Raw genomic sequence first — 23,314 nt, forward strand, 5'->3', positions numbered from 1 at the left:
GGCCTCTACCGCATTCGCTTCTGCACGGGAGAACTCCTCGAGGGACACGCGCTTGCCTGGCGGCACCTCACCGCAGGCCTGGTCGTCACCCGGAGGCACCCCACCACGGTCGGAGGGTTGCCGGACAGCGAGCCGGGGCTTCAGCGGCGAACGCCGCGTGCTGTCACTCGTGACCTGATCAGGAGTATGCCAGAGGCTCACTCCGTGGGCGAAGGGCGTCCCGCGATGTGAGAAAGACGCACCAACTCGGCCCGGACCGACGCCGCACGCTCGGGGCCGAGCTCGACGTACAGGGCCTCCGCCTCCGCATGGCAGCGGTCCGCCTCGGCCGTCCGGCCCTCCACCGCGTGGGCGCGCGCCGCCGTCTCCTGGACCAGGGCCAGCAACTCCTTGGCCCGGCTCTGCCGCAGCACCGGCACCGCCTCCTCGCAGGCCCGCAGCGCCTCCCCGGTTCGGCCGCCCACGAGGTGGATCTCGGCCAGGCTCTGCAGGGTCTTGCCCTCACCCGCCACGTCGCCCAGCTCCCGCTTGATGCGCAGCGACTCCTCCAGATGGCCGACCGCCTCCGCCGAACGCCCGCCCACGTGGCAGGCCACCCCGAGGTTGTTCAGCACGACGGCGACCTTGGCGGTCTCCCCGGAACGCCGGAACGCGGCAAGCACGGTCTCCAGGCCGGCGATCGCCCGGTCGTGGTCGCCCATCTTGCTGTAGGCGCAGGCCAGGTCCACGGTGCAGGCCAGGGCGCCGGGCTCGTCGCCGAGCCGGGCCCGGATCGCCCGGCTGCGCTCGAACTGCTCGGCCGCCGCCTCGGGGCGGCCGGTCGCCAGCCGCACGATGCCGAGCGTCTTGCGCACGCTCGACTCGGCCGCCTCGTCACCCAGGTCGGCGACGGCCCGCACGACGGTCTCGCAGAGCGTCTCCCACTCCGGCGCGTACTCGCCCCGCGTGTAGACGTCCGCCCAGAACGCCCACACCAGCCGCGGGGCCAGCTCCAGCAGGTGACGCTCGGTCGCGAGGCAGGCCACGGAGCAGGCGTGGACCACCGCCACCAGGTTGCGGTTCTCCGCCTCGAACCAGGAGTGCGCCTCGGCAGGATCGCCGAAGGTCAGCCAGGACGCCGGGAGCGGCCGCCCGGCCGCGTCCCAGAACCCGTCGTCCGCCGCCGGCGCCCGCGCGGGGAGCACCGCCCGCGCCGCGGAGTCCGCGGTGTAGAGGTACCAGTGGGCGAGCCGGGCGAACGCCTCACGACTCTCCCGGGCGCGCGCCGAGGCCAACTCCTCGGCGTAGACCCGGACCAGGTCGTGCATGCGGTAGCGCGCCGGACCGGCGGGCTCGACCAGGTGCGCGGCGAGGAGCGTCCACAGCGCCCGCTCGGTCCGCGTCCGGTCCTCGCCCGCGAGCGCGAGCACCGCCGGCAGGCCGACGGTCGGCCCCGGCGCGGCCCCCAGCTGCCGCAGCAGCCGCGCCGAGTCCTGCGGCAGCGCCGCGTAGCCGACGGCCAGCGTGGTCCGCACCGCACGGTCCTCCACCTGCAGTTCGTCCAGCAACCGACCCTCGTCGAGCAGGCGCTCGGCGAGCATCGCCACCGTCCAGCCCGGCTGACACACCAGGCGGCTGCCGGCCACCCGGATTGCCAACGGCAGCCCGGCGCAGACCGCCAGCACGGTGGCGACGGCCTCCGGCTCGGCGCCCACCGCTTCCTTGCCGACGATCCGGACGAACAGCTCGAAGGCCTCCGCCTCGTCCAGGACGTCGACCGCCAGCCGGGTCGCCCCGTCGAGCCCCGGCAGGGTGCTGCGGCTGGTGACCAGTACCGCGCAGCCGCCGGACCCCGGCAGCAGCGGTCGCACCTGTGCCGCGTCGCGCACGTTGTCGAGCAGGACCAGCACCCGGCGTTCGGCCAGCATGCTGCGGTAGAGCACGGCGCGCTCCTCGGCGTCCACCGGGATCTCGCCGTCCGGCACACCGAGCCCGCGCAGGAGCCGGGCCAGCACGTCGTGCGGGTCCGCCGGCGCGCCGCCCACCCCGCGCAGGTCGGCCTGGAGCTGGCCGTCCGGGTAATGGGCGAGCACCCGGTGCGCCACGTGCACGGCCAGCGAGGTCTTCCCCACCCCGCCGGCGCCGTCCAGCGCGGACAGCACCAGCGGTGCGCCGGGCCCGGCCGCCCCGGAGAGCAGCGCGACCAGCCGCGCGACGAGCTCGTCGCGGCCGGTGAAGTCCGCCAGGTCCGCCTGGAGCTGACGCGGCACCACTCCGCGGCCGGACACCGGAGCGGGGGCGGCGGCGGGCGGTGCGGGCAGCGCGAGGGAGGGGTCGGCGTCGAGGATGCGGGCGTGCAGACGGCACAGTTGCGGTGTCGGCTCCACCCCCAGCTCCTCGGCGAGCACTGCGCGCAGCCGCCGGAAGACAGCCAGCGCCTCGCTCTGCCGACCGCTGCGGTAGAGCGCGAGCATCGCCTGCTCGGCGATCTCCTCGTCGAGCGGGTGCTCCCGGAGCAGGAGGGTCAGCTCGTCGGTCAGCTCGCGGTGCCGCCCGAGGATCAGTTCGGCCTCGACGCACTCCTTGCGGACGGTCAGCCGCAGGTCGTTCAGCCGCGCCGCGTCGAGCTCCAGGGCCCGTCCCGGCATGCCCGCGAGCGCGGGGCCGTGCCAGCGGTCCAACGCCTGCCGCAGCAGCACCACCCGCTCCGCGGTCCGGCCCGCCGCCTGGGCGCGCCGTCGGTCCTCCTCGAAGGCCAGCAGGTCGAGTGCCTCCGTGGGCAGGCGCAGGGTGTAGCCGCCGCGGACGGTGCCGAGCGGATCGCCTTCCGCGCCCGCCAGCGCGAGCTCACGACGGAGCCGTGAGACGAGGTCCTGCACCTGCCTGACCGCCGTCGAGGGCGCGTCGCCGTCCCAGACGGACTCGACGAGCGCGTCCATCGGCACCATCCGGTTGGCGCCCAGCAGCAGGGCCGCGAGCAGCTTCTCCTGCCGTGCCCCGCCGAGCGGCAACTCCCGGCCGCCGACCTCGGCATGCAGCGGTCCCAGCACCCTGAACTGCATCTTTCCCCCCGGCCGTGCTCTTCTGCCGAGAAACCTAGGCGCACGGACGATCGCTGTCCAGTACCCGACAAGGACGGCACGAGGACGCGCTGAGGACGGCGCTTCCTAGCGTTGCGGCATCCGCTCCACCCAACGAAGGGAACACGCCATGCAGCTGCCCCGTCTCCTCTCCGGTGCCATGGCCGGCACCGCACTCGCGGCGCTGGCGACCGCCGGCGGCCTCGCCGTCGCCGCCCCCGCCAGCGCGGCGACCTCGGCGAACATCTGCCGCTCGGGCTCCGTCCCCAACGACGGCGAGTACGTGCTGCCGTGCATCTACGGCAACGGCGGCAAGAGCATCTACGGCCTCGCCGACATCAGCGGCTCCAACCACACCTCGGTCAACCTCTGCGTCGACATCATCAACGCCTCGACCGGCGCGGTCGTGCCGGGCACCGCCACCTGTGCCTACGTGTCGGACGCCGCCAACGGCGGCTCGGTCACCACCAGCTGGGTCTCCCCCGGCTACGGCACCTACGTCTCGCACGCCTGGTTCACCAGCCCCACCTACTACGACGGCGGCGAGAGCGGCCGCCTCTCCATCACCGTGGGCTGCCCCCCGGCCTGCTGACCGCTCCCGCCGACGACCGTCCGGGCCTGCACGGGGTTCAGGCCTGGACGGTCGCCTTCGCCCACTCGGCGAGCTTGCGCTCCGCCGCGCCCGAGTCGATCGACTCCGCCGTGCGCTCCATCGCGGCGCGCATCTGGTCCGCGAAGGGCGCGTCCGTCTGCTCCAGCGCGACCAGCGCCGATGCGCTGTTCAGCACCACCGCGTCGCGCACCGCACCGCGCTCACCCGCCAGGACGCGCCGGGCGACCTCCGCGTTGTACGCGGCGTCCGCGCCGCGCAGCGCCTCCACCGGCGCGAAGGCGATGCCGACCTCGCGCGGGTCGAAGGTCAGCTGCTCGACCTCCCCGCCGCGCACCCGCCAGACCGTCGACGTGGTGGTGACGGTCAGCTCGTCCAGGCCGTCGTCGCCGCGGAAGACCAGCGCGGAGTTGCCGCGCCGCGCCAGCACGCCCGCGATCAGACCCGCCATCCGGGCGTCGAAGCAGCCGACGGCGTTGGCGCCCACCCGGGCGGGGTTGGTCAGCGGGCCGAGCAGGTTGAAGAAGGTGGGGATGCGCAGGTCCCCGCGCGCCGGTGCGGCGTGCCGCATGGAGGGGTGGAAGACGGGGGCCGGGCAGTAGGTGATGCCGACCTCCGCGCCGACCTCGGCGACCCGACGCGGGGTCAGTGCCAGGTTGACGCCCAGCTTCTCCAGCACGTCCGTCGCGCCGCTCGCGCTCGACGCGGCCCGGTTGCCGTGCTTGGCCACCCGCGCGCCCGCACCCGCCGCGACGATCGCGGACATGGTGGAGATGTTGACGGTCTTGGCGCGGTCGCCACCCGTCCCGACGATGTCGACCGCCGGACCCGGCACCTCGATCACCGTGGCGTGCGCGTACATCGCCTCGACCAGGCCGGTGATCTCCTCGACCGTCTCGCCCTTGGCGCGCATGGCGACCATGAAGCCGGCCACCTGGGCCGGGGACGCCTCGCCGGAGAAGATCTGGTCCATCGCCCAGGCGGTGTCCGCCGCGCTGAGGTCCTCACCGGCCAGCAGCGGCATCAGGAGGTCGGGCCAGGTGCGCACCCGCGCGGGGTCGTCGCCGCCGAACGCAGGATTGATGTGCACCATGACTGTCGCCTCTCGAAGGCCGGGGTGGATCAGCTAGGACGGCCCCAGCCTATCGAGACGCACACCTCGTGAGACCACTCATCTCACGCAGGCGGATTCTCAGGCGGCCAGGCCCGCGCGTCCGCGCAGCAGCGCGGTCGCCGCGCCGGCCAGCGCGACCGGGTCGACGGGGGCGGGGACCGCCGCGTCCGCGTGGCTCCAGGTGGCGAGCCAGGAGTCCTGGGGGCGGCCGATCAGCACCAGCACCGGCGGGCACTGGTAGACCTCCTCCTTCAGCTGACGGGTCAACCCCATGCCGCCGAGCGGCACCGCCTCGCCGTCGAGCACCAGCAGGTCGACCTTGCGGGTGCCCTTCTGGTACTCGTCCATCGCCCGGACGACCGCCGGGGCCGTCGCGCACTCGTGGTAGACCAGCTCCGGCAGCTCCGCGTCCGGCCGCTTGCCGAGAGCCAGGCGCACCTGCTCCCTGGTGTTGCGGTCGTCGCTGTAGACAAGGATGTTCAGTGCCATCGCTCGTACTCTCCCCGCTGGGACTGTGACCGGAACCACTGCGCGGTGCTCGGTTCGGATGCTACTCGCGTCCCGCGCGCCACAACACCGGGTGAACGACGATCTCTGGTAGGAAGGTCCGGTCGGCCCCGCACCCTTCACCACTTCGAGCGACACCCTGTCGCCCGGCGGTGTCGCACGCCCGCTCCGACCTGCCCGGACGGCGCGTCGGAGGGTACGTCATACCCCAGACACACCGAGGAAGACCCCCCGGCGTTAGTGCGGAATAAGGGACCGACATAATGTCGGTCGTGGCGACAGCAACTGCAGTAGAAACCGGGCACGCGCACGGTTCGGTCAACCGGCCGAACCTGACCAGCGTCGGAACCATCGTCTGGCTGAGTTCCGAGCTGATGTTCTTCGCGGCCCTCTTCGCGATGTACTTCACGCTTCGTTCCGTGACGGGTACCGCCTTCTGGCACTCGCAGAACGACGCGCTGAACGTTCCCTTCTCCTCCGTGAACACCACGATCCTGGTGCTCTCCTCGTTCACCTGCCAGATGGGTGTCTTCGCCGCCGAGCGCGGCGACGTGAAGAAGCTCCGGGCCTGGTTCGTCGTGACCTTCATCATGGGCGCGATGTTCATCGGCGGTCAGATCTACGAGTACACCGAGCTGGTGAAGCACGACGGCCTGTCGCTGTCGTCCTCGCCCTACGGCTCGGTGTTCTACCTCACCACCGGCTTCCACGGGATGCACGTGACGGGTGGTCTGATCGCGTTCCTGCTGGTCCTCGGCCGTACCTACGCGGCCAAGCGGTTCACCCACGAGCAGGCGACCGCGGCGATCGTCGTGTCCTACTACTGGCACTTCGTCGACGTGGTCTGGATCGGCCTCTTCGCGACCATCTATCTGATCAAGTAGCAGGGTCGGACCGTCAGGGACGGTCTACCGGACTCCAGACGCTCCAGATCCTCACACCGGGGTTTATTCCGTGAAAAAGCTCTCCGCACGACGGCGCCACCCGCTGGCAGCGCTCGTCGTCCTTATCTTTGCCCTGGCGGCCGTCGGCTCGCTGTACGCGGCCCTCGCGCCGACCAACAGCGCCTCGGCCGACGCCAGCCAGTCCCTCCAGGTGGAGGAGGGCAAGCGGCTCTACCAGGTCGGCTGTGCCAGCTGCCACGGTCTGAACGCCGAGGGCACCAAGGACGGCCCGTCCCTGATCGGCGTCGGCGGTGCCGCCGTCGACTTCCAGGTCGGCACCGGCCGTATGCCGGCGCAGCAGCCGGGCGCCCAGGTCCCGAAGAAGAAGGTCATTTACGACCAGGGGCAGATCGACCAGCTGGCCGCGTACGTCGCCAGCCTCGGTGCCGGTCCGGCCCAGCCGGTCGCGAGCCAGCTCACCGGTGGTGACGTCGCTCGCGGTGGCGAGCTGTTCCGCACCAACTGCGCGCAGTGCCACAACTTCGCGGGCGCCGGTGGCGCACTGAGCGAGGGCAAGTTCGCACCGAGCCTCGCCGGTGTCAGCGCCAAGCACATCTACGAGGCCATGATCACCGGCCCGCAGAACATGCCGTCCTTCCCCAACTCCACCATGCCGGAGCAGGCCAAGAAGGACATCATCGCGTACGTCAACCACACGACGAACAGCGACAGCAACCCGAGCTACGGCGGGATGACCCTGGGCTCCATCGGCCCGGTCTCCGAGGGTCTCTTCGGGTGGATCTTCGCGCTGGGCGCCCTGATCGGCGTTGCCATCTGGATCGCCGCCCGCACCCCCAAGGCCAAGAAGTCATGACGAGCCAGGACAACATGTCTGAAGAACACCTGCCGGAGGCCGCGCACGGTCACGGGGGCGGACCCGTCGTCAGCAAGGACGGATACTTCGCCGACCCGGGCCTGCCGCCCCACGAGCACCGCCGTACCGACATCGACGAGAAGGCCGCCCGCCGTGCGGAGCGCCAGGTCGCGATGTGGTTCCTGCTGTCGATGCTGGCCACCGTCGGCTTCATCGCCAGCTATGTCATCTTCAAGCCGGGCCCGACGCACCACGTCTTCATCTGGCCGATCGGCAACGTCTCCCCGCTGAACTTCGCGCTCGGCGTCACGCTGGGCATCTCGCTGTTCGCGATCGGCGCGGGTGCGGTCCACTGGGCCCGCACGCTGATGTCGGACGAGGAGCACATCGCCGAGCGTCACCCGATCGAGGCGACCCCCGAGGTCCGCGAGCAGGTCTTCGCCGACTTCCGCCAGGGTTCCAAGGAGTCGGGCTTCGGCCGTCGCAAGCTGATCCGCAACACGATGATCGGCGCCATGGCGATGGTCCCGCTCTCCGCGGTCGTGCTCTTCCGCGACCTCGGTCCGCTGCCGGAGAAGAAGCTGGACACGACCGGCTGGAAGGCCGGCATGCTCCTGAAGAACATGAACACCGGTGAGCCGATCCAGGCCTCCGACGTGCAGGTCGGTTCGCTGACCTTCGCGATGCCGGCCGACCTCTCCGAGGACGACGAGGACTTCCAGGAGCGCATCGCCAAGGACGCGCTCATGCTGGTCCGTCTTCAGCCGGGTGACATCAAGGACAAGAAGTCCGCCGACTGGGGCTACCACGGCGTGCTCGCCTTCTCCAAGATCTGCACCCACGTCGGTTGCCCGATCTCCCTGTACGAGCAGCAGACGCACCACGTCCTCTGCCCGTGCCACCAGTCGACCTTCGACCTGTCCGACGGCGCTCGCGTCATCTTCGGTCCGGCCGGGCACGCTCTGCCGCAGCTGCAGATCGGTGTCGACAACACCGGCAACCTGGAGGCCCTCAACGGCTTCACCGTTCCCGTCGGCCCCGGCTTCTGGGAGCGCAGCGAATGAGCACTCACATCAGCGACGCCACCTCCGGCGCGCACGAGGAGATCGGCCACAGCGAGGCCGGTGTCGAGCAGAAGCACCTGGGCGAAAAGTCGGCCGACTGGGTCGACGGTCGTCTGGGCGTCTACAACCTGGCCAAGGCCAACCTCCGGAAGATCTTTCCGGACCACTGGTCCTTCATGCTGGGCGAGATCTGCCTCTACAGCTTCATCATCATCATCCTGACCGGCGTCTACCTGACGCTGTTCTTCAACCCCAGCATGGGCGAGGTCGTCTACCACGGCACCTACACCCCGCTGCAGGGCATCAAGATGTCCGAGGCGTACAAGTCGGCGCTGGACATCAGCTTCGACGTGCGCGGCGGTCTGCTGATCCGTCAGATCCACCACTGGGCGGCGATCGTCTTCGTCGCGGCCATGCTGGTGCACATGATGCGCGTCTTCTTCACCGGCGCGTTCCGCAAGCCGCGTGAGATCAACTGGCTGTTCGGCTTCCTGCTGCTCTTCCTGGGCATGTTCGACGGCTTCATGGGCTACTCGCTCCCGGACGACCTGCTCTCCGGTACGGGTATCCGCTTCATGGAGGGCGCGATCCTGTCGGTGCCGCTGGTCGGTACCTACCTGCAGATGTTCCTGTACGGGGGTCAGTTCCCGGGCAACGACATCATCCCGCGCTTCTTCACGATCCACGTGCTGCTGATCCCGGGCATCATGCTGGGCCTGCTGGTGGCCCACCTGATCCTGGTCTTCTACCACAAGCACACCCAGTTCGCGGGCCCCGGCCGCACCGAGAAGAACGTCGTCGGCATGCCGCTGATGCCGGTCTACATGGCCAAGGCCGGTGGCTTCTTCTTCCTGGTGTTCGGTGTCATCGCGTTCGTCTCGGCGATCGCCTCGGTCAACCCGATCTGGGAGTACGGTCCGTACCGCCCCGACCAGGTGTCCACCGACGCCCAGCCGGACTGGTACATGGGCTTCTCCGAGGGCCTGATCCGCATCATGCCGGGCTGGGAGATCCGCGCCTGGGGTCACACCCTGGAGCTGGGTGTCTTCATCCCGCTGGTGATCTTCGGTCTGATGTTCGTCGTCATCGCGATCTACCCCTTCCTCGAGGGCTGGATCACCGGTGACAAGCGCGAGCACCACATCCTGGACCGCCCGCGCAACGCCCCGGTCCGCACCGGCCTCGGCGTCGCGTGGATCGCGGAGTACATCATCCTGCTGGTCGGTGGTGGCAACGACCTGTTCGCCACGCACCTGCACCTGTCGATCGACGCGATCACCTGGGCCTGCCGGGTGCTGTTCTTCGTCGGCCCGGTCATCGCCTTCATGGTGACCAAGCGTTGGTGCATGGGCCTGCAGCGCCGCGACAAGGACAAGATCCTGCACGGTCGCGAGACCGGCACGATCAAGCGTCTGCCGCACGGCGAGTTCATCGAGGTCCACGCGCAGCTGCCGCAGGAGGAGCTGTTCCGCCTCACCGCCCACGAGCAGAGCGCCCCGGCCGAGCTGCCGGCGGCGGTGGACGAGAACGGCGTCAAGCGCAAGATCGGCAGCATCACCAAGCTCCGCGCGAAGCTCTCGGCCGGCTACTTCGGCCCGCAGAGCCAGATCGCGAAGCCGACCGCCGAGGAGCACGCCGAGATCACCTCCGGCCACGGCCACCACTGAGGTAGCCGAACTGCAGTAACGCCGCCGCCACAGCGGTAGAGGCCCCCTCCTTCGGGAGGGGGCCTCGTGCGTTCTCAGGGCAGCAGCAGACCCCAGTACAGCGCCCAGGGGACGAAGACGGCCGCCGCGGCGAGCAGCGGCAGCGCGTCCCGGCGGCGGGCGAACGCCACCTGCACCGCGCCCGCGACGCAGCCCAGCGCCAGCAGCTGCAGCGCCAGCCACGGCAGCGGCCGCCCCAGCACCACCGGGCCGATCGCGTTCGCGGCCGTGACGACGCAGAAGAGCAGGTAGCCCAGTGCCCCGAGCAAGGCCGCCAGGCCCGCCGCGGCGGTCCGGAAGGCCGCCCGGCCCAGCCGTCGCCCGCCGCGCAGCAGGGTGCCCCCGAACCCGGCCACGAGGAGCGTCAGGACGGCCGACTGGACCCACCCGGTCTCGTACCAGGCGAGTGGCGTGAGCGGGGCGCTCGTGCGGTCCTGGCGGTCCGGGGTGCCGACCACGGCGGAGGCGGGCGCCGCGCCACGAGTCACCGCGCCGATCCACGCCGCCTCGTAGGCCGCGTAGTCGGCGGGCAGCGCGTCGATCCGGTCGAAGCCGTCGTCGTCCGTCAGGTTCAGGTTGTGCCGCACGTCCGGAACGAAGCGGAGCACGTGGTGGGTGTTGCCGCCCGCGTCGAGGGCCGCGCCGATGATCCGGGCGCTCTCCTGCGGCGCCGCCTCGCGGTCCAGCGCGCCCCACTCCGCCAGCACCGGCACGTGGACCCGCCGCCAGGCCGGCACCGGGTCGTAGTCCGCCTCGGGGAAGAGCCCGGCGCCGACCAGCTGCCGGCTCCCGGTGGTCGCCAGCGCGTCGGTCAGCGAGCCGGAGACGTGGTGGTGGCCGAGGAACTCGCCGTAGGCCCAGGCCTGCTGGCGGGCCGGGGTGAGGCCGACGGCCCCGGCGGTGATCAGGAAGGCGACCTCGCCCGAGCCGCCCGAGCCGCTCCCGGCGGCGATCGACGCGGGCCAGGCGCCCTCCGAGAGCCCCCACAGGCCCACCTCGTGCGGGGCGACGTCCGTCCGGGCCCGCAGCAGCGCGACGCCCGCGAGGGCGTCGGCGGCGAGCTGCCCGTAGTCCCGGTGCGTCATCGAGTACCCGACGGTGCGCTTGTCGTACACGAGGGCGACGACCCCGCGCCGCGCGTACGCCCGCGCGGCGGGCAGCAGCGCCGCCTGACCGCCGGGGCCCGCGCCCGGCAGCATCACGACCCCGGCCCTCGGCGCGGTGGTGGCCCCGGCCGGGGCCACCACCGTCCCGTGCAGTCGCACCCCGCCCTCGCCGGTGAAGACCACGGGGGTGGCCACCGTCCCCGCTCCGTCGGCGGCGCGGGCCGCAGCGATCGGCTGAAGCAGGGTCAGGACGCAGAGCAGAATCGCGAGTCGGACGGTTCGCAGGAGGTGTCGTCTCATGGCGTAGAGCCTCGCGAACCGGCGGCCCGCGAACCATCGAGCGCTCCCCCGAGCCGGGGGTGGGGACAGCCCCCGTCACTCCCGGTGGCTCGCCCGGCCGCCCAGGTTGAGCAGCGCGTACAGCAGCAGCGAGGAGGCGAAGCCCACGGCCCAGCCGTAGTCGGCCAGCGGCTTGAGGAAGGGGATCACCCCGTCGGCCGGGAAGGGGCCCTGTTTCACGCCGCCGCTCACTGTCGAGTACGAGCCGCCGATCGCCAGCACCCCGCCCACCAGCAGCGCGGCGACCGCACGCAGGTTCCAGCCGCCGGTGTACCAGTAGCGGCCACCGGCCCGGTAGAGGTCGGCCAGGTGCAGCCGGGTGCGGCGCAGCAGCCAGTAGTCGGCGATGAGGATGCCGGCCACGGTGCCCAGCAGGCCACCCACCACGCCCAACCAGGTGAAGATGTAGACGTGCGGGTTGGCGATCAGCTTCCACGGCATGACGGCGATCCCGACCACACCCGTGATCAGCGCGCCGGTGCGGAAGTTCACGTACTTCGGCACCAGGTTGGACAGGTCGTAGGCGGGCGAGACGACATTGGCGGCGATGTTCACCGACAGGGTCGCCACCATGACGACCAGCAGCGCGAACAGCGCGCCCGCGACGTCGCTCATCCTGGCCGCCAGCGCGATCGGGTCCCAGATCGGCGCCCCGTAGACGGCCTGCGAGCCGGAGGTGACCAGCACCGACAGGACCGCGAAGAGCGTCATCGTGGTCGGCAGGCCCAGGGTCTGTCCCCACAGCTGCGCCTTCTGGCTGCCGCCGAACCGGGTGAAGTCCGGGATGTTCAGCGACAGAGTCGACCAGAAACCGATCATGCCCATCAGGGCGGGGAAGAAGACCTTCCAGAAGTCGGCGCCCCAGCCCAGCTTCGACGGCTGGTCCAGCAGCGGACCGAGGCCGCCCGCCTTGTCGACCATGAAGCCGAGCAGCACCAGCGCGCCGAGGATCACCAGCGGCGCCGCCCAGTTCTCCACCTTGCGCAGGGTCTCCATGCCGCGGGTGATCACGGCGATCTCGATCAGCCAGAACAGCAGGAACGAGAGCCACTGCGTCCACGGCGCGCCCAGCACCTCGCCCGCCGTCAGCCAGCCGTGGCCCGGGCCCTGTCCCAGCACCTTGCCGACCAGCAGGTAGATGCCCTCGCCGCCGATCCAGGTCTGGATGCCGAACCAGCAGCAGGCCACCGCCGCGCGGATCAGCGCCGGCAGGTTGGCGCCGCGCACCCCGAACGAGGCCCGCGCGAAGACCGGGAACGGAATGCCGTACTTGGTGCCCGCATGCCCGGTCAGCAGCATCGGCACCAGCACGATCACGTTGGCCAGCGCGATCGTCAGCACGGCCTGTTTCCAGTCCATGCCGAGCGCCACCAGCCCGGAGGCCAGCGTCCAGGAGGGGATGCAGTGGGCCATGCCGACCCACAGGGCCAGGTAGTTGTAGGTCCGCCAGGTGCGCCGCTCGACGGGGACGGGGGCCAGGTCGCCGTTGGTGAACCGGGGGTCGTCCAGGACGACCCCCTCGGCCAGGGCGACCCGGCCGTCCGGGTAGGTCTGCTGAAGGGACATCGCACGCCACCTCGCTTCGCTGCGCGGAGAGGCCGGAAACCGTCAGTAGAGCAGAGCCCTTGTCTCCGCGCATAGACAGCGTCAGCGAGGTTCGTGCACGGTCTCCAGGTGGGCGCCGACCCGGCCCAGGAACTCCTCCCAGCGCGCCACGAACTCCGGGTCGTGCGGGGAGAGCCCCGTCGCCATCCGGGTGACCTGTGGCAGCAGCGTCGGGTAGCTGGCCAGGCCGAAGCACATCAGTCGGAAGAGGGCCGGGTCCAGCTCCGGGTCGAGCCGACCGGCCGCCTGACGGCGGGCGATCTCGGCGATCTGGGCCTGGATGACGGGCGTGCGGTCCTCCTCGTGCGGGATCGGCCGGTCTCCGTAGGCGAGGGCCTCACGCTGCAGGTAGGCCAGCCACGTCGCGTCGGCCTCCTCCTGGTGGCGGTAGTGGAACGCGAGGAACTCCCCGAACGGCTCCGGCGCCTGCCCGGCCCGGTCCAGACGCTGGCCGCGCACCTTGGCCAGCAGCTCGTTGAAGAGCTGGTCCCCCACCCGGCCGCCGGTGGCCAGGAACATCGACCAGGCGAAGCCGCCCGCCCAGCCCGGCAGCCGCTCGATGAGCGCGTTCGCGGGCTGCCCCGGCGCCTGCGGCATCCGGTACACCAGAACGGCCGCCGCCAGCAGCAGCACCGCGCTGAGCGGCATCAGCTCGCCGAACGCGGTGGAGTAGGCGGCGCCGTGGGCCGCCCGGCCGACGAGGGTGAAGTAGCTCAGCCCGAACAGGGCGACGCCGAGCACGTTGCCCGTCTGCATCGAGGTGGTGACCACCCCGGAGGCGCCGCCCGCGTCCTTCGGCGGCACGCTGGACAGGATCGTGCCGACCAGCGGGCTCATGCCCAGGCCCTGCCCGACACCGGTCAGCAGCATGGTCGGCGCCAGCGCCCACACCGACAGCGTGGTGCCGGCCGCGGCGGCCGTCGCGGCCGTGCCCAGCAGCCCGAAGGCGGCCAGCACGTAGCCGATCGCCAGCACGTGCCGACCGAGCACCGGCACCAGTCGGGGCGCCAGCAGCGAGGTGCAGAAGAAGCCCACCGCGCTCGGGGTGTAGACCAGCGCCGACCTCAGCGGCGAGAAGTCCAGCCCCGTCTGCAGGTAGACGGCGAGGGTGAACAGGAAGCCCGCGTAGGACAGCTGGAACAGCACCGCGATCGGCACGCCGCTCGCGAAGCCCCGGTTGCGGAACAGGTCCAGCCGCACCAGCGGCTGCCCGCCCCGGGCCGCCACCGCCTTCTCCCAGCGCAGGAAGCCCCAGCCCACCGGGAGCGCCGCGACGAGCATCAGCACCAGCCAGAGCGGCCAGCCCAGGTCCCGGCCGAGCAGCAGCGGCACCGAGAGCAGCAGAAGCAGGGTCGTCACCAGGCCCGCTCCGCCGAGGTCCAGCCGGGTCCGCGACTCGTCGCGGTCGTCCGGCAGCCAGACCAGGGCGGCCACCGCCGCCACGATCCCGACCGGGACGTTGACCAGGAACACCGGCCGCCAGGTCCAGCCGAACAGGTCCAGCGCCAGCAGCGCACCGCCGATCAGCTGCCCCGCGATGGCCGCGATCCCGATCACCGCGCCGAAGGCGCCGAGTGCCCGGCCGCGCGCCTCGCCCTGGTAGCTGGTCTGGATGATGGCCAGCACCTGCGGGTAGAGCATCGCCCCGCCGACGCCCTGCAGCACGCGCGCGACCACCAGCACGGTGGTGTCCGGGGCCGCCCCGCACAGGGCCGAGGCGGCGGTGAACACCAGCAGCCCCGCGACGAACATCCGCTTGCGCCCGAGGATGTCCCCGAGCCGCCCTCCGGTCACCAGCAGCGAGGCGTAGGCGATGGTGTACGCGGACACCACCAGCTCCACCGCGCCGAAACCGGCGTTCAGGCCGGAGCTTATGGACGGGATCGCCACGTTGACGATCGCCACGTCCAGGATCGCCATGAACGTGCCGACCAGCACGATCGGCAGGACGAATTTTCTGCGCTCCACGCGCCCTCCCCCAAGATCAGGCCAAAGTGCCTATTCTTACCGGGAGTTGTGCGCGGGCGCAGAGATTTTCTCAGGCCCTGGGACGCAGGTACCCGACCGAGGACGCGACGCTCGCGGCGGCGCCGGCGGCGGGCGCGTTCGCGGGGTCCGTCGTGGCCGGCTGCGTGGTGACCGTCCTGCCGAGCGCGCTGCCCTTGATCCAGTCGGACCAGGCCAGGTTCCAGTCGCCGAAGCCGTTGCCGAACGGCTCCATCTGGTGGCCCAGGCTGTTGACGACCTGGACGATGTCGCCGCGCCGGAAGTTGTCGTAGAACCACTCCGCGTTGCCGGTGCTCATGCCGGTGCAGCCGTGGCTGACGTTGGACACGCCCTGCGAACCCTCCGACCACGGGGCGGCGTGCACGTACTCGCCGCTCCAGGTGACCCGGGTGTCCCAGTAGACGTCGAGGTGGTAGGCGTTGGGGCTGTCGGCGGCGATGCCGACGGTGGAGGAGTTCATGAACACCTCCTGCTGCTGCTCCAGGACGACCTTGATGCCGTTGCGGGTGGAGAAGCCGGGCTTGCCGGTGGTGATCGGGATCGAGCGGATCTTCTCGCCGTTGCGGTAGACCGACATGTAGTCGCTGCCCGCGTCGGTGAGGGCGAACATCTTGTCGCCCGTCCTGAACCCGACCGCGGCGGGGGCGCCGCCGTAGAGGCCGTCCTGCACCTTGGCGCCGCCGAGGTCGAAGGAGGCCTGGACCGTGGCGTGGGTCGGCCAGTAGTCCTTGGGCCGGAAGTGCAGGGTCGAGTCGTCCACCCAGTACCACGAGCCGGTGACGGACGGCGTGGAGCGGACGGACAGCCCGCGCTCGACGACCTGCCGGGCGGCCTGGTCGTGCACGGGGTGGCTGAGCGCCACCGTGATCGGCTCACCGACGCCGTACACGGCCTTGTCGCCGGGCGTCAGCGTCGCGGTGAGGGTCGCAGCCGCGGTGAGGGTCGTGAAGCCCTTCTGGACCCCGCCACGGCCCGTCCCGTCCCCGTCGGCCGCCTGCACCTTGACGGTGTAGTGCGTGCCGGCCGCCAGCGGGCCGGTGGAGCGCCAGGAGGCGCCGTCGGCGGCCAGCTTCCCGGCCACCTGGCGTCCGCCGTCGGCGACGACGGTGACGTCGGTCAGGTGCCCGCCGTGCTGGGCGGTGATCACGACCGGCAGCGCCGGGTCGACGTTCGTGCTGCCCGCCGGGGTGACCTGCACCAGCGCGCTCGCGTCGACCTGCTGCTCGGGCCCGACGTCGCCACCGCCGCTGCAGGCCGTCAGCGGAGCGGCGCTCAGGACCGCGCCCGCGACCAGAATCCTTGCCGACTTCATGTGCAGCCTCTCCGAAGAACCGACGCTCCGTCACATCGTAGGAAAGCTGCACATTCGGCACGCGCTACGTCACCCACCCGAGTGAGCCGGGCACGCCGAAGGGCCGAGTACCACGCCCGTAGGCGGGTACTCGGCCCCTCGTGCGGTCCGACTCAGATCACTGGGTCTGGTTCTCGCCGCGGTAGTACTCGAACGTCCAACCGAAGAGCCCCATGAGGATCACCGGCATGGCGAACATCATCAGCCACCAGCCGAAGATGACACCCAGGAAGGCGAGCGTGCCGCCGAGGCCCAGGGCCAGCGGCTGCCAGCTGTGCGGGCTGAAGAAGCCCTGCACGCCCGCGTCGTCCGAGACCTCGGCCTGCGGGTTGTCGCCCGCGCCCGTGTCCACGCGCTTGGCGGTGAACAGCAGGTAGAAGGCGATGAACGAGCCCAGGGCGAAGGCCAGGAACAGGCAGGTGGTGCCCGTCGGGTCCTTCGACCAGATGCCGTACCAGATCGCCATGCCCAGGACGAAGACCGCGAAGCCGGCGAAGATCTTGCCTTGCTCCCTCATCGGTCACCCGCCTCCTTCTTCTCCAGTGCGGCCTGCAGGTGGGCCGGCACCTCGCCGTGGTTCTCCAGGTAGTCGCGCGCCGCGATCTCCGGGTGGTGCAGGTCGAACGCCGGGGATTCGCTACGGATGCGCGGCAGCGTGAGGAAGTTGTGCCGCGGCGGCGGGCAGGAGGTCGCCCACTCCAGCGAGCGGCCGTAGCCCCACGGGTCGTCGACCTCGACCTTCTTGCCGTACTTGGCGGTCTTCCAGACGTTGTAGAGGAACGGCAGGATCGACGCGCCCAGGATGAAGGAGCCGATGGTCGAGATCAGGTTCAGCGTGGTGAAGCCGTCGGTGGGCAGGTACGTCGCGTAGCGGCGCGGCATGCCCTCCGCACCCAGCCAGTGCTGGACCAGGAAGGTGGTGTGGAAGCCGACGAACAGCAGCCAGAAGCAGATCTTGCCCAGGCGCTCGTCCAGCATCTTGCCGGTCATCTTGGGCCACCAGAAGTGGAAGCCCGCGAACATCGCGAAGACGACGGTGCCGAAGACCACGTAGTGGAAGTGGGCGACGACGAAGTACGAGTCCGAGACGTGGAAGTCGATCGGCGGGGAGGCGAGCAGAACGCCCGTCAGACCACCGAAGACGAAGGTGACCAGGAAGCCGACGGTCCACAGCATCGGGGTCTCGAAGCTGAGCGAGCCCCGCCACATGGTGCCGATCCAGTTGAAGAACTTGACGCCGGTCGGAACGGCGATCAGGAACGTCATGAAGGAGAAGAACGGCAGCAGGACCGCGCCGGTGACGTACATGTGGTGGGCCCACACCGTCACGGACAGACCGGCGATCGCGATGGTCGCCGCGATCAGCGAGGAGTAACCGAACATCGGCTTGCGCGAGAAGACCGGCACGACCTCGGAGATGATCCCGAAGAACGGCAGCGCGATGATGTACACCTCGGGGTGACCGAAGAACCAGAACAGGTGCTGCCACAGGATGGCGCCACCGTTGGCCGGGTCGAAGACGTGCGCACCGAACTTGCGGTCGGCCTCCAGCGCGAGAAGCGCGGCGGCGAGGACCGGGAACGCGAGCAGGACCAGGACGGCCGTCAGCAGGACGTTCCACACGAAGATCGGCATCCGGAACATGGTCATGCCCGGGGCACGCATGCACAGGATGGTGGTGATGAAGTTCACCGAGCCGAGGATGGTGCCGAAGCCCGAGAGGGCCAGACCCATGATCCACATGTCGCCGCCGACACCGGGGCTGTGGATCGCGTCGGACAGCGGCGCGTAGGCGAACCAGCCGAAGTCGGCCGCACCCTGGGGGGTGAGGAAGCCGCCGACGGCGATCAGCGAGCCGAACAGGTACAGCCAGTAGGCGAACATGTTCAGACGCGGGAAGGCCACGTCGGGGGCGCCGATCTGGAGCGGCATGATCCAGTTCGTGAAGCCGGCGAAGAGCGGCGTCGCGAACATCAGCAGCATGATCGTGCCGTGCATCGTGAACGCCTGGTTGAACTGCTCGTTCGTCAGGACGCCCGCGTTGGGCTGCGCCAGCTGGGCACGCATGGTCAGCGCCAGGATGCCGCCGACCAGGAAGAAGGCGAACGACGTGACCAGGTACAGGGTACCGATGGTCTTGTGGTCGGTCGTCGTCATCCACTTGATGATCGACGTACCGGCCTTCGTCTCCTTGGCCGGCCGGGCCGCGGCGGTACCCCCGCTGAGCCCATGGGGTTCATTGAGGATGGTCATTTCTGGAGGTTCCCCGCTCCCGTGGTAACGATGCCGGACGGAACGTTGCCGCCCTGACCCATGGCGCGAAGAGCCGCCAGGTGGGCCTGGTAATCCGCCGGAGAGACCACCTTGACGTTGAAGAGCATCTGCGAGTGGTCGACGCCGCAGAGCTCGGTGCACTTCCCGCGGAACGTGCCCAGCTCGGTCGGGGTGACCTCGAAGTGGTTCACCACGCCCGGGATGACGTCCATCTTCATGAGGAAGTCCACCGGCCAGAAGCCGTGGATCACGTCACGCGAGGTCAGGTCGAACTCCGTGGTCACACCCTCGGGCAGCCACAGCGTGGGCGGCTGGCCCGGCGTGCCGACGTCGTAGGCGCCGGGGCCGTTGGGGTTGTCCGCGGTCTGGTTGTGCGGGTCGACCTGGAAGCCGTAGTTGAACGCCCAGCTCCACTGGAAACCGACCACGTTGACGTGGTTGGTCGCGTTGTTGGTCTTGAGCAGGTAGTTCTCGTCACGCGCCGTGTAGAAGAAGAAGACCGACACCATGATCAGCGGGACCACGGTGAACAGTGCCTCGAGCGGCATGTTGTACCGGAACTGCGGAGGCACCTCGACCTTGGTGCGGCTGCGCCGGTAGAAGACGACAGCCCACAGGATCAGCCCCCAGACCAGCGCCCCGACCGCCAGCGCGGCGATCCAGGAGCCCTGCCACAGGAAGAGGACCGTGCGGCCCTCCACGTCCCGAGGGGTGGGCAGGCCGAGGCGCGGCAGGTCGTCGGACGAGCAACCTGTGGCGGTGGCAAGGACGAGGCCCAGCGTCAGCGCTGAAAGCAGCTTCCGCCGCATCGAGCGCCGCGGCGAGCGGTCGGAGCCGTTGGGACTCACTTAGCGCCTTCCCGAAGTCTCGCCCGCTCACCAGCCGACCGAAGAGCCGGAGAGCTCTCCGGGATTTCCAGTGGCATGGTCACGGGCAGGGTTTGGATGTTTATGCGGCCCAAACCCTACTCCAGCCCGATCGACGGTTCGCGGGCAGGTCCCACTAACGCGCCGATCATCACCCCGCACTGCGCTCGTTCGGGCGATTTCGCAGGTCAGAAGGGGTGCACGCGAGCCCGCCCGGGCACCTGCGACACGCCGGACGACGACCCCGGGGGGCGCCTCCTGACGCCGCATGAGGACGTAATACGATCAGGGGGCCGGACGGGCGACCGACGGCGCCACCGGCCGGCCGGCCCCGCAGCTGACATGCTGCCATCTCCGGTCTGGTTACCGTGGGGCCGTGCCGAATTTCGACGTCGCGTCCACCGCACCGCTGCACCCGCTGGCCAGGCAGGCCCTGCTCGCCGCGCTCGACGAGGGCTGGGCGGACCCGGCGCGGCTCTACCGTGACGCGCGCCAGGCCCGCCTGCTGCTGGACTCGGCCCGCGAGAGCCTCGCCGGCGACCTCGGCGTCCGTGCGGACGAGCTCGCCTTCACCGCGTCAGGAACGCAGGCGAACCATCTGGCGGTGCTCGGACTGCTCGCCGGAAATCACCGGAAAGGGCATCATCTCGTCCATTCCGCCGTCGAACACTCCTCGGTGCTCCACGCGGCCGAGCGATTCGAGGCCGACGGCGGCTCCGTGACGGTCGTCCCCGTCGACGCCGGCGGCCGCGTCGCACTGGACGCGTTCGAGGACGCCCTCCACTCCCCCGGCACGGCCGTGGCCTGCCTCCAGTCGGCCAACCACGAGGTCGGCACCGTGCAGCCGGTCGTCCGGGCGGCGGAGCTGGCGGCGGAGGCGAACGTGCCGCTCTTCGTGGACGCCGCCCAGTCCGTCTCCTGGGGCCCCGTCGAGGGCCCCTGGTCGGCGCTGGCCGCCTCCGCGCACAAGTGGGGCGGTCCCGCCGGCGTCGGCGTCCTCGCGGTCCGCAAGGGCGTCCGCTACCGCAGCCCGCTTCCCGCGGACGAGCGGGAGGGCGGCCGCGTCCCCGGCTACGTCAACGTCCCCGCGATCGTCGCCGCGGCGGTCGCGCTGCGCGCCGCCCGCCAGGAGGCCGCGGCGGCGTCCGCACGACTGCGGCCCCTGGTCCGCCTCCTGCACGAACGCGTCCCCGCGCTGGTCCCGGACGTCTCGGTGCTGGGCGACCCGGCGATCGACGACCCGAGCCGGCGGCTGCCGCACCTGCTGACGTTCTCCTGCCTGTACGTGGACGGCGAGTCGCTGCTGGGCGCCCTGGACCGGGCCGGCTTCGCGGTCTCCTCCGGCTCCTCCTGCACCTCCAGCACCCTGACGCCGAGCCACGTGCTGGCCGCGATGGGGGCGCTGACGGAGGGGAACGTGCGCGTGTCGCTCGGGCGCGAGGCCACGCGGGAGCAGGTCGAGGAGTTCCTCCGGGTCCTGCCCGCGGCCGTCGCCGAGGTCCGGGCATCCCTGAACCCGACGGCTGCCAGCCACACCGCTCAGGGTGCCATCGTCGTGGACGTCCTCGGCACGCTGTGCCCCGTCCCGGTCATCGAGCTCGCGAAGGCCTTCGAGGGCGTCCCCGTGGGCGGCCTGGTCGCCGTGCTCAGCGACGACGAGGTGGCGGCGGTCGACATCCCCGCCTGGTGCCACCTGCAGCATCAGTCCTACGAGGGAACGGCTCCGGCGAGTGAGTACCTCGCGGGAGCGCACGGAACCGCCTATCTGGTACGGCGGGAGGCATAGCAAGGGGCGCGAGGAACTGCGCGGGAAACCACCGGCGTGCGGACGGCCCTGCGCGTTGCGGACCATCCGCTCATCAGTGGCTGGTCGCGCCCGCGCGGCGGAGCCGCATATGGGCAGAGCCTCGCGCCCCTGACCGTGCGACTAGCCCAGGTGCGAACGGATCTCCGTCACCGCGTCCTCGCCGTAGGCCTGCGCGAAGCGCTCCAGGAAGTGGCCGCGGCGCAGTTCGTACTCCTGGGTCCCGAGCGTCTCGATGACCAGAGTCGCCAGCATCGCGCCCGTCTGGGCCGCGCGCTCCAGGGACACGCCCCAGGTCAGGCCCGCCAGGAAGCCGGCACGGAACGCGTCGCCGACACCGGTCGGGTCGACCTTCGCGGTCTCCGCCGCGCAGGAGACGTAGATCGTCGGCTCGCCCTTGCGGTCGATGCGCGCGCCCTTCGCGCCCAGCGTGGTGATCCGGACGCCGACGCGGTCGAGGACGTCCTCCTCGGACCAGCCGGTCTTCGTCTCGATCAGGGCCTTCTCGTACTCGTTCGAGAACAGGTACGCAGCGCCGTCCACCAGCGCGCGGATCGACTCGCCGTCCAGGCGGGCCAGCTGCTGGGAGGGGTCGGCCGCGAAGGCGTAGCCGCGGCTGCGGCACTCCTCGGTGTGGCGGACCATCGCCTCGGGGTCGTCGGCCCCGATCAGCACCAGGTCCAGGCCGCCGACCCGGTCCGCGACCGGCTGCAGCTCGATGCTGCGGGCCTCGCTCATCGCGCCGGTGTAGAACGACGCGATCTGGTTGTGGTCCTGGTCCGTGGTGCAGACGAAACGCGCGGTGTGGCGGGTCTCGGAGATGTGCACCGAGGAGGTGTCCACGCCGTGGCGGTCCAGCCACGAGCGGTACTCGGCGAAGTCGGCACCGGCCGCGCCGACCAGCACCGGGCGCAGGCCCAGCACACCCATGCCGAAACAGATGTTCGGCGCCACTCCGCCGCGCCGGACGTCGAGGGTGTCGACCAGGAAGGAGAGCGACACCGTGTGCAGCTGTTCGGCGACGAACTGCTCCGCGAAACGGCCGGGGAAGGTCATCAGGTGGTCGGTGGCGATGGAGCCGGTGACAGCGATACGCACGACGGCGTGCTCCTCGAGAGGACGGGGGCGGACGACGTTCTACCGTACCGGCCGTCGCCGCCGACGACACGCCCGCGTTACCGCGAGGTAGGGCTGGCCGGGCGACCATCGGGGTTCTAGTGTCGACGGTGTGACCGCCATGTGATGCGAGTCACGAGGAGGCCCGGAGATGATGCCCGAGCACAACCCCGTCCACGTTCCCGCATACCTGCGCGGTGAGGCGGATGTCGACACGCTGGCGGGTCTGGTGGAGCGCGGGCGCAGACTCGGCCGGTTCTGGCCGCAGCTCGCGGTGGAGCCCCCGAAGCACCCCGAGCCCCTGCGGCGGCACCCGGTGTTCCGGATCGGGGCCCGCGAAGCCCGCCTCTTCGGCGACGTCTCGGACTGAGACGCAGCGCCCCGGGGAACCGGTCGGGCTCCCTCCGCGTCCCATGCACGCACTGCAAGGGACAGACCAGGAGGCCGCACCGTGCACACCCATCGTCGTACCCGCGTCCGCGTCCGCGTTCTCGGCGCGCTGGCCGTGCTGGCGGTAGGCGCCGCCGGGCTGACCGCCTGCTCCTCCGGCTCGGTGGCGACCGGCACGCCGGCGAGCAGCGTGGCGAGCGGGTCCCCGTCCGGCGGGATCACCCCCGGCGGACCGATCCTGCACCCGTCGCCGACCTCGCCGACCTCGCCGACCTCGCCGACCGGCACGGCCTCGCACCCGGCGCCGGGCCACGGCGTCCCCGTCTCCGGCTACAGCACCCGCGGCACGGAGCTGACCGTCTACTACTTCGCCGGCGTCTGCGACAAGTACGGCGTGACGGCGGACCAGTCGCAGCCGGGCGAGGTGCGGGTCACCGTGGTGGTCACCCAGCACGCGCCGGTCGGGCAGATGTGCCCGCAGGTGATCACCGCCCAGCACGCCACCGTGGACCTGGGGCAGCCCCTGGGCGGCCGCAAGGTGATCGACACCAGCAACGGCCAGCCGGTGCCGGTGTCGACCGGCAACACCTACTCCGGGATGGAGTCCCACGGCCCGGTCGGCAACCAGAACTGAGCCA

At 70.9% G+C, this 23,314-nt stretch carries 19 protein-coding genes and 1 riboswitch; of the genes, 8 read left to right on the forward strand and 11 right to left on the reverse strand.

From position 1 onward, the window contains the following. Positions 1-43: 43 nt before the first annotated feature. A riboswitch (SAM riboswitch) is annotated at positions 44-175 on the reverse strand. A 22-nt stretch (positions 176-197) separates the two neighbouring features. Then, positions 198-3,041 (reverse strand): AfsR/SARP family transcriptional regulator, encoded by a 2,844-nt coding sequence (locus BMY61_RS23445; protein WP_052439450.1) that lies wholly within the window; start codon positions 3,039-3,041, stop codon positions 198-200. Between the two features lie 148 nt (positions 3,042-3,189). On the opposite strand from BMY61_RS23445, the gene BMY61_RS23450 reads away from it, so the two are divergent. After that, complete coding sequence (locus BMY61_RS23450; RefSeq protein WP_042458681.1) at positions 3,190-3,651, forward strand: hypothetical protein; 462 nt, start codon at positions 3,190-3,192, stop codon at positions 3,649-3,651. 37 nt (positions 3,652-3,688) lie between these two features. Here BMY61_RS23450 and trpD read toward each other — a convergent pair whose 3' ends face one another. Both trpD and BMY61_RS23460 read right to left on the reverse strand, forming a co-directional pair. Then, positions 3,689-4,762 (reverse strand): anthranilate phosphoribosyltransferase, encoded by a 1,074-nt coding sequence (trpD, locus tag BMY61_RS23455; protein WP_042458684.1) that lies wholly within the window; start codon positions 4,760-4,762, stop codon positions 3,689-3,691. A gap of 99 nt (positions 4,763-4,861) precedes the next feature. Continuing rightward, positions 4,862-5,272 (reverse strand): response regulator transcription factor, encoded by a 411-nt coding sequence (locus BMY61_RS23460; RefSeq protein WP_042458687.1) that lies wholly within the window; start codon positions 5,270-5,272, stop codon positions 4,862-4,864. A gap of 281 nt (positions 5,273-5,553) precedes the next feature. Between BMY61_RS23460 and ctaE the strand changes: the two genes are divergently transcribed. The 4 genes from ctaE to qcrB all read left to right on the forward strand — a co-directional run bounded on the left by ctaE (position 5,554) and on the right by qcrB (position 9,779). After that, the gene (ctaE, locus tag BMY61_RS23465; RefSeq protein ID WP_042458690.1) at positions 5,554-6,174 is read left to right on the forward strand and encodes an aa3-type cytochrome oxidase subunit III; all 621 of its coding nucleotides are present in this window, start codon (positions 5,554-5,556) and stop codon (positions 6,172-6,174) included. 70 nt (positions 6,175-6,244) lie between these two features. Continuing rightward, the gene (gene qcrC, locus BMY61_RS23470) at positions 6,245-7,048 is read left to right on the forward strand and encodes a cytochrome bc1 complex diheme cytochrome c subunit (protein ID WP_042458693.1); all 804 of its coding nucleotides are present in this window, start codon (positions 6,245-6,247) and stop codon (positions 7,046-7,048) included. Then, positions 7,045-8,112 carry a cytochrome bc1 complex Rieske iron-sulfur subunit gene (gene qcrA, locus BMY61_RS23475; RefSeq protein WP_042458696.1) on the forward strand — a complete coding sequence of 356 codons (1,068 nt, stop codon included), beginning with the start codon at positions 7,045-7,047 and terminating at the stop codon, positions 8,110-8,112. Before qcrC ends, qcrA begins: the two co-directional genes overlap by 4 nt. Beyond that, positions 8,109-9,779 (forward strand): cytochrome bc1 complex cytochrome b subunit, encoded by a 1,671-nt coding sequence (gene qcrB, locus BMY61_RS23480; RefSeq protein WP_082015602.1) that lies wholly within the window; start codon positions 8,109-8,111, stop codon positions 9,777-9,779. The genes qcrA and qcrB overlap by 4 nt, the downstream gene beginning before the upstream one ends. A 74-nt stretch (positions 9,780-9,853) precedes the next feature. Here qcrB and BMY61_RS46410 read toward each other — a convergent pair whose 3' ends face one another. From BMY61_RS46410 to ctaC, 7 genes are all read right to left on the reverse strand, one after another. Continuing rightward, complete coding sequence (locus BMY61_RS46410) at positions 9,854-11,224, reverse strand: alpha/beta hydrolase family protein (RefSeq protein ID WP_052439451.1); 1,371 nt, start codon at positions 11,222-11,224, stop codon at positions 9,854-9,856. A 75-nt stretch (positions 11,225-11,299) separates the two neighbouring features. Continuing rightward, entirely contained in the window at positions 11,300-12,829 is a 1,530-nt protein-coding gene (locus tag BMY61_RS23490) for an NCS1 family nucleobase:cation symporter-1 (RefSeq protein ID WP_042458699.1), read from the reverse strand. Positions 12,830-12,910: 81 nt separating this feature from the next. Continuing rightward, positions 12,911-14,836: an MFS transporter gene (locus BMY61_RS23495; protein WP_052439452.1), complete on the reverse strand. Its 1,926-nt coding sequence runs from the start codon at positions 14,834-14,836 to the stop codon at positions 12,911-12,913. A gap of 70 nt (positions 14,837-14,906) precedes the next feature. Further along, on the reverse strand, positions 14,907-16,187 hold the full coding sequence (locus BMY61_RS23500) for a L,D-transpeptidase (RefSeq protein ID WP_052439453.1): 1,281 nt from the start codon (positions 16,185-16,187) through the stop codon (positions 14,907-14,909). Positions 16,188-16,344: 157 nt separating this feature from the next. Further along, positions 16,345-16,743, reverse strand: coding sequence for a cytochrome c oxidase subunit 4 (locus BMY61_RS23505; protein ID WP_042458702.1), 399 nt, complete (start codon positions 16,741-16,743; stop codon positions 16,345-16,347). Next, positions 16,740-18,479, reverse strand: a complete 1,740-nt coding sequence (gene ctaD / locus BMY61_RS23510) for an aa3-type cytochrome oxidase subunit I (protein WP_042458705.1) — start codon at positions 18,477-18,479, stop codon at positions 16,740-16,742. Before ctaD ends, BMY61_RS23505 begins: the two co-directional genes overlap by 4 nt. Further along, positions 18,476-19,348, reverse strand: a complete 873-nt coding sequence (ctaC, locus tag BMY61_RS23515; protein ID WP_042458710.1) for an aa3-type cytochrome oxidase subunit II — start codon at positions 19,346-19,348, stop codon at positions 18,476-18,478. Before ctaC ends, ctaD begins: the two co-directional genes overlap by 4 nt. A 394-nt stretch (positions 19,349-19,742) precedes the next feature. Between ctaC and BMY61_RS23520 the strand changes: the two genes are divergently transcribed. Beyond that, entirely contained in the window at positions 19,743-21,152 is a 1,410-nt protein-coding gene (locus BMY61_RS23520; RefSeq protein WP_042458714.1) for a cysteine desulfurase/sulfurtransferase TusA family protein, read from the forward strand. 141 nt (positions 21,153-21,293) lie between these two features. Here the strand turns inward: BMY61_RS23520 and BMY61_RS23525 are convergent, their stop codons facing one another. Next, complete coding sequence (locus BMY61_RS23525; protein WP_042458717.1) at positions 21,294-22,268, reverse strand: carbohydrate kinase family protein; 975 nt, start codon at positions 22,266-22,268, stop codon at positions 21,294-21,296. Positions 22,269-22,437: 169 nt separating this feature from the next. Between BMY61_RS23525 and BMY61_RS23530 the strand changes: the two genes are divergently transcribed. Next, a complete protein-coding gene (locus tag BMY61_RS23530; protein ID WP_042458720.1) occupies positions 22,438-22,656 on the forward strand; it encodes a hypothetical protein in 219 nt (72 codons plus the stop codon). A gap of 81 nt (positions 22,657-22,737) precedes the next feature. Next, positions 22,738-23,310 carry a hypothetical protein gene (locus BMY61_RS46415; protein ID WP_042458723.1) on the forward strand — a complete coding sequence of 191 codons (573 nt, stop codon included), beginning with the start codon at positions 22,738-22,740 and terminating at the stop codon, positions 23,308-23,310. Positions 23,311-23,314: the final 4 nt, after the last annotated feature.

The sequence above is a fragment of the Streptacidiphilus jiangxiensis genome, from assembly GCF_900109465.1.
GTDB lineage: Bacteria > Actinomycetota > Actinomycetes > Streptomycetales > Streptomycetaceae > Streptacidiphilus > Streptacidiphilus jiangxiensis.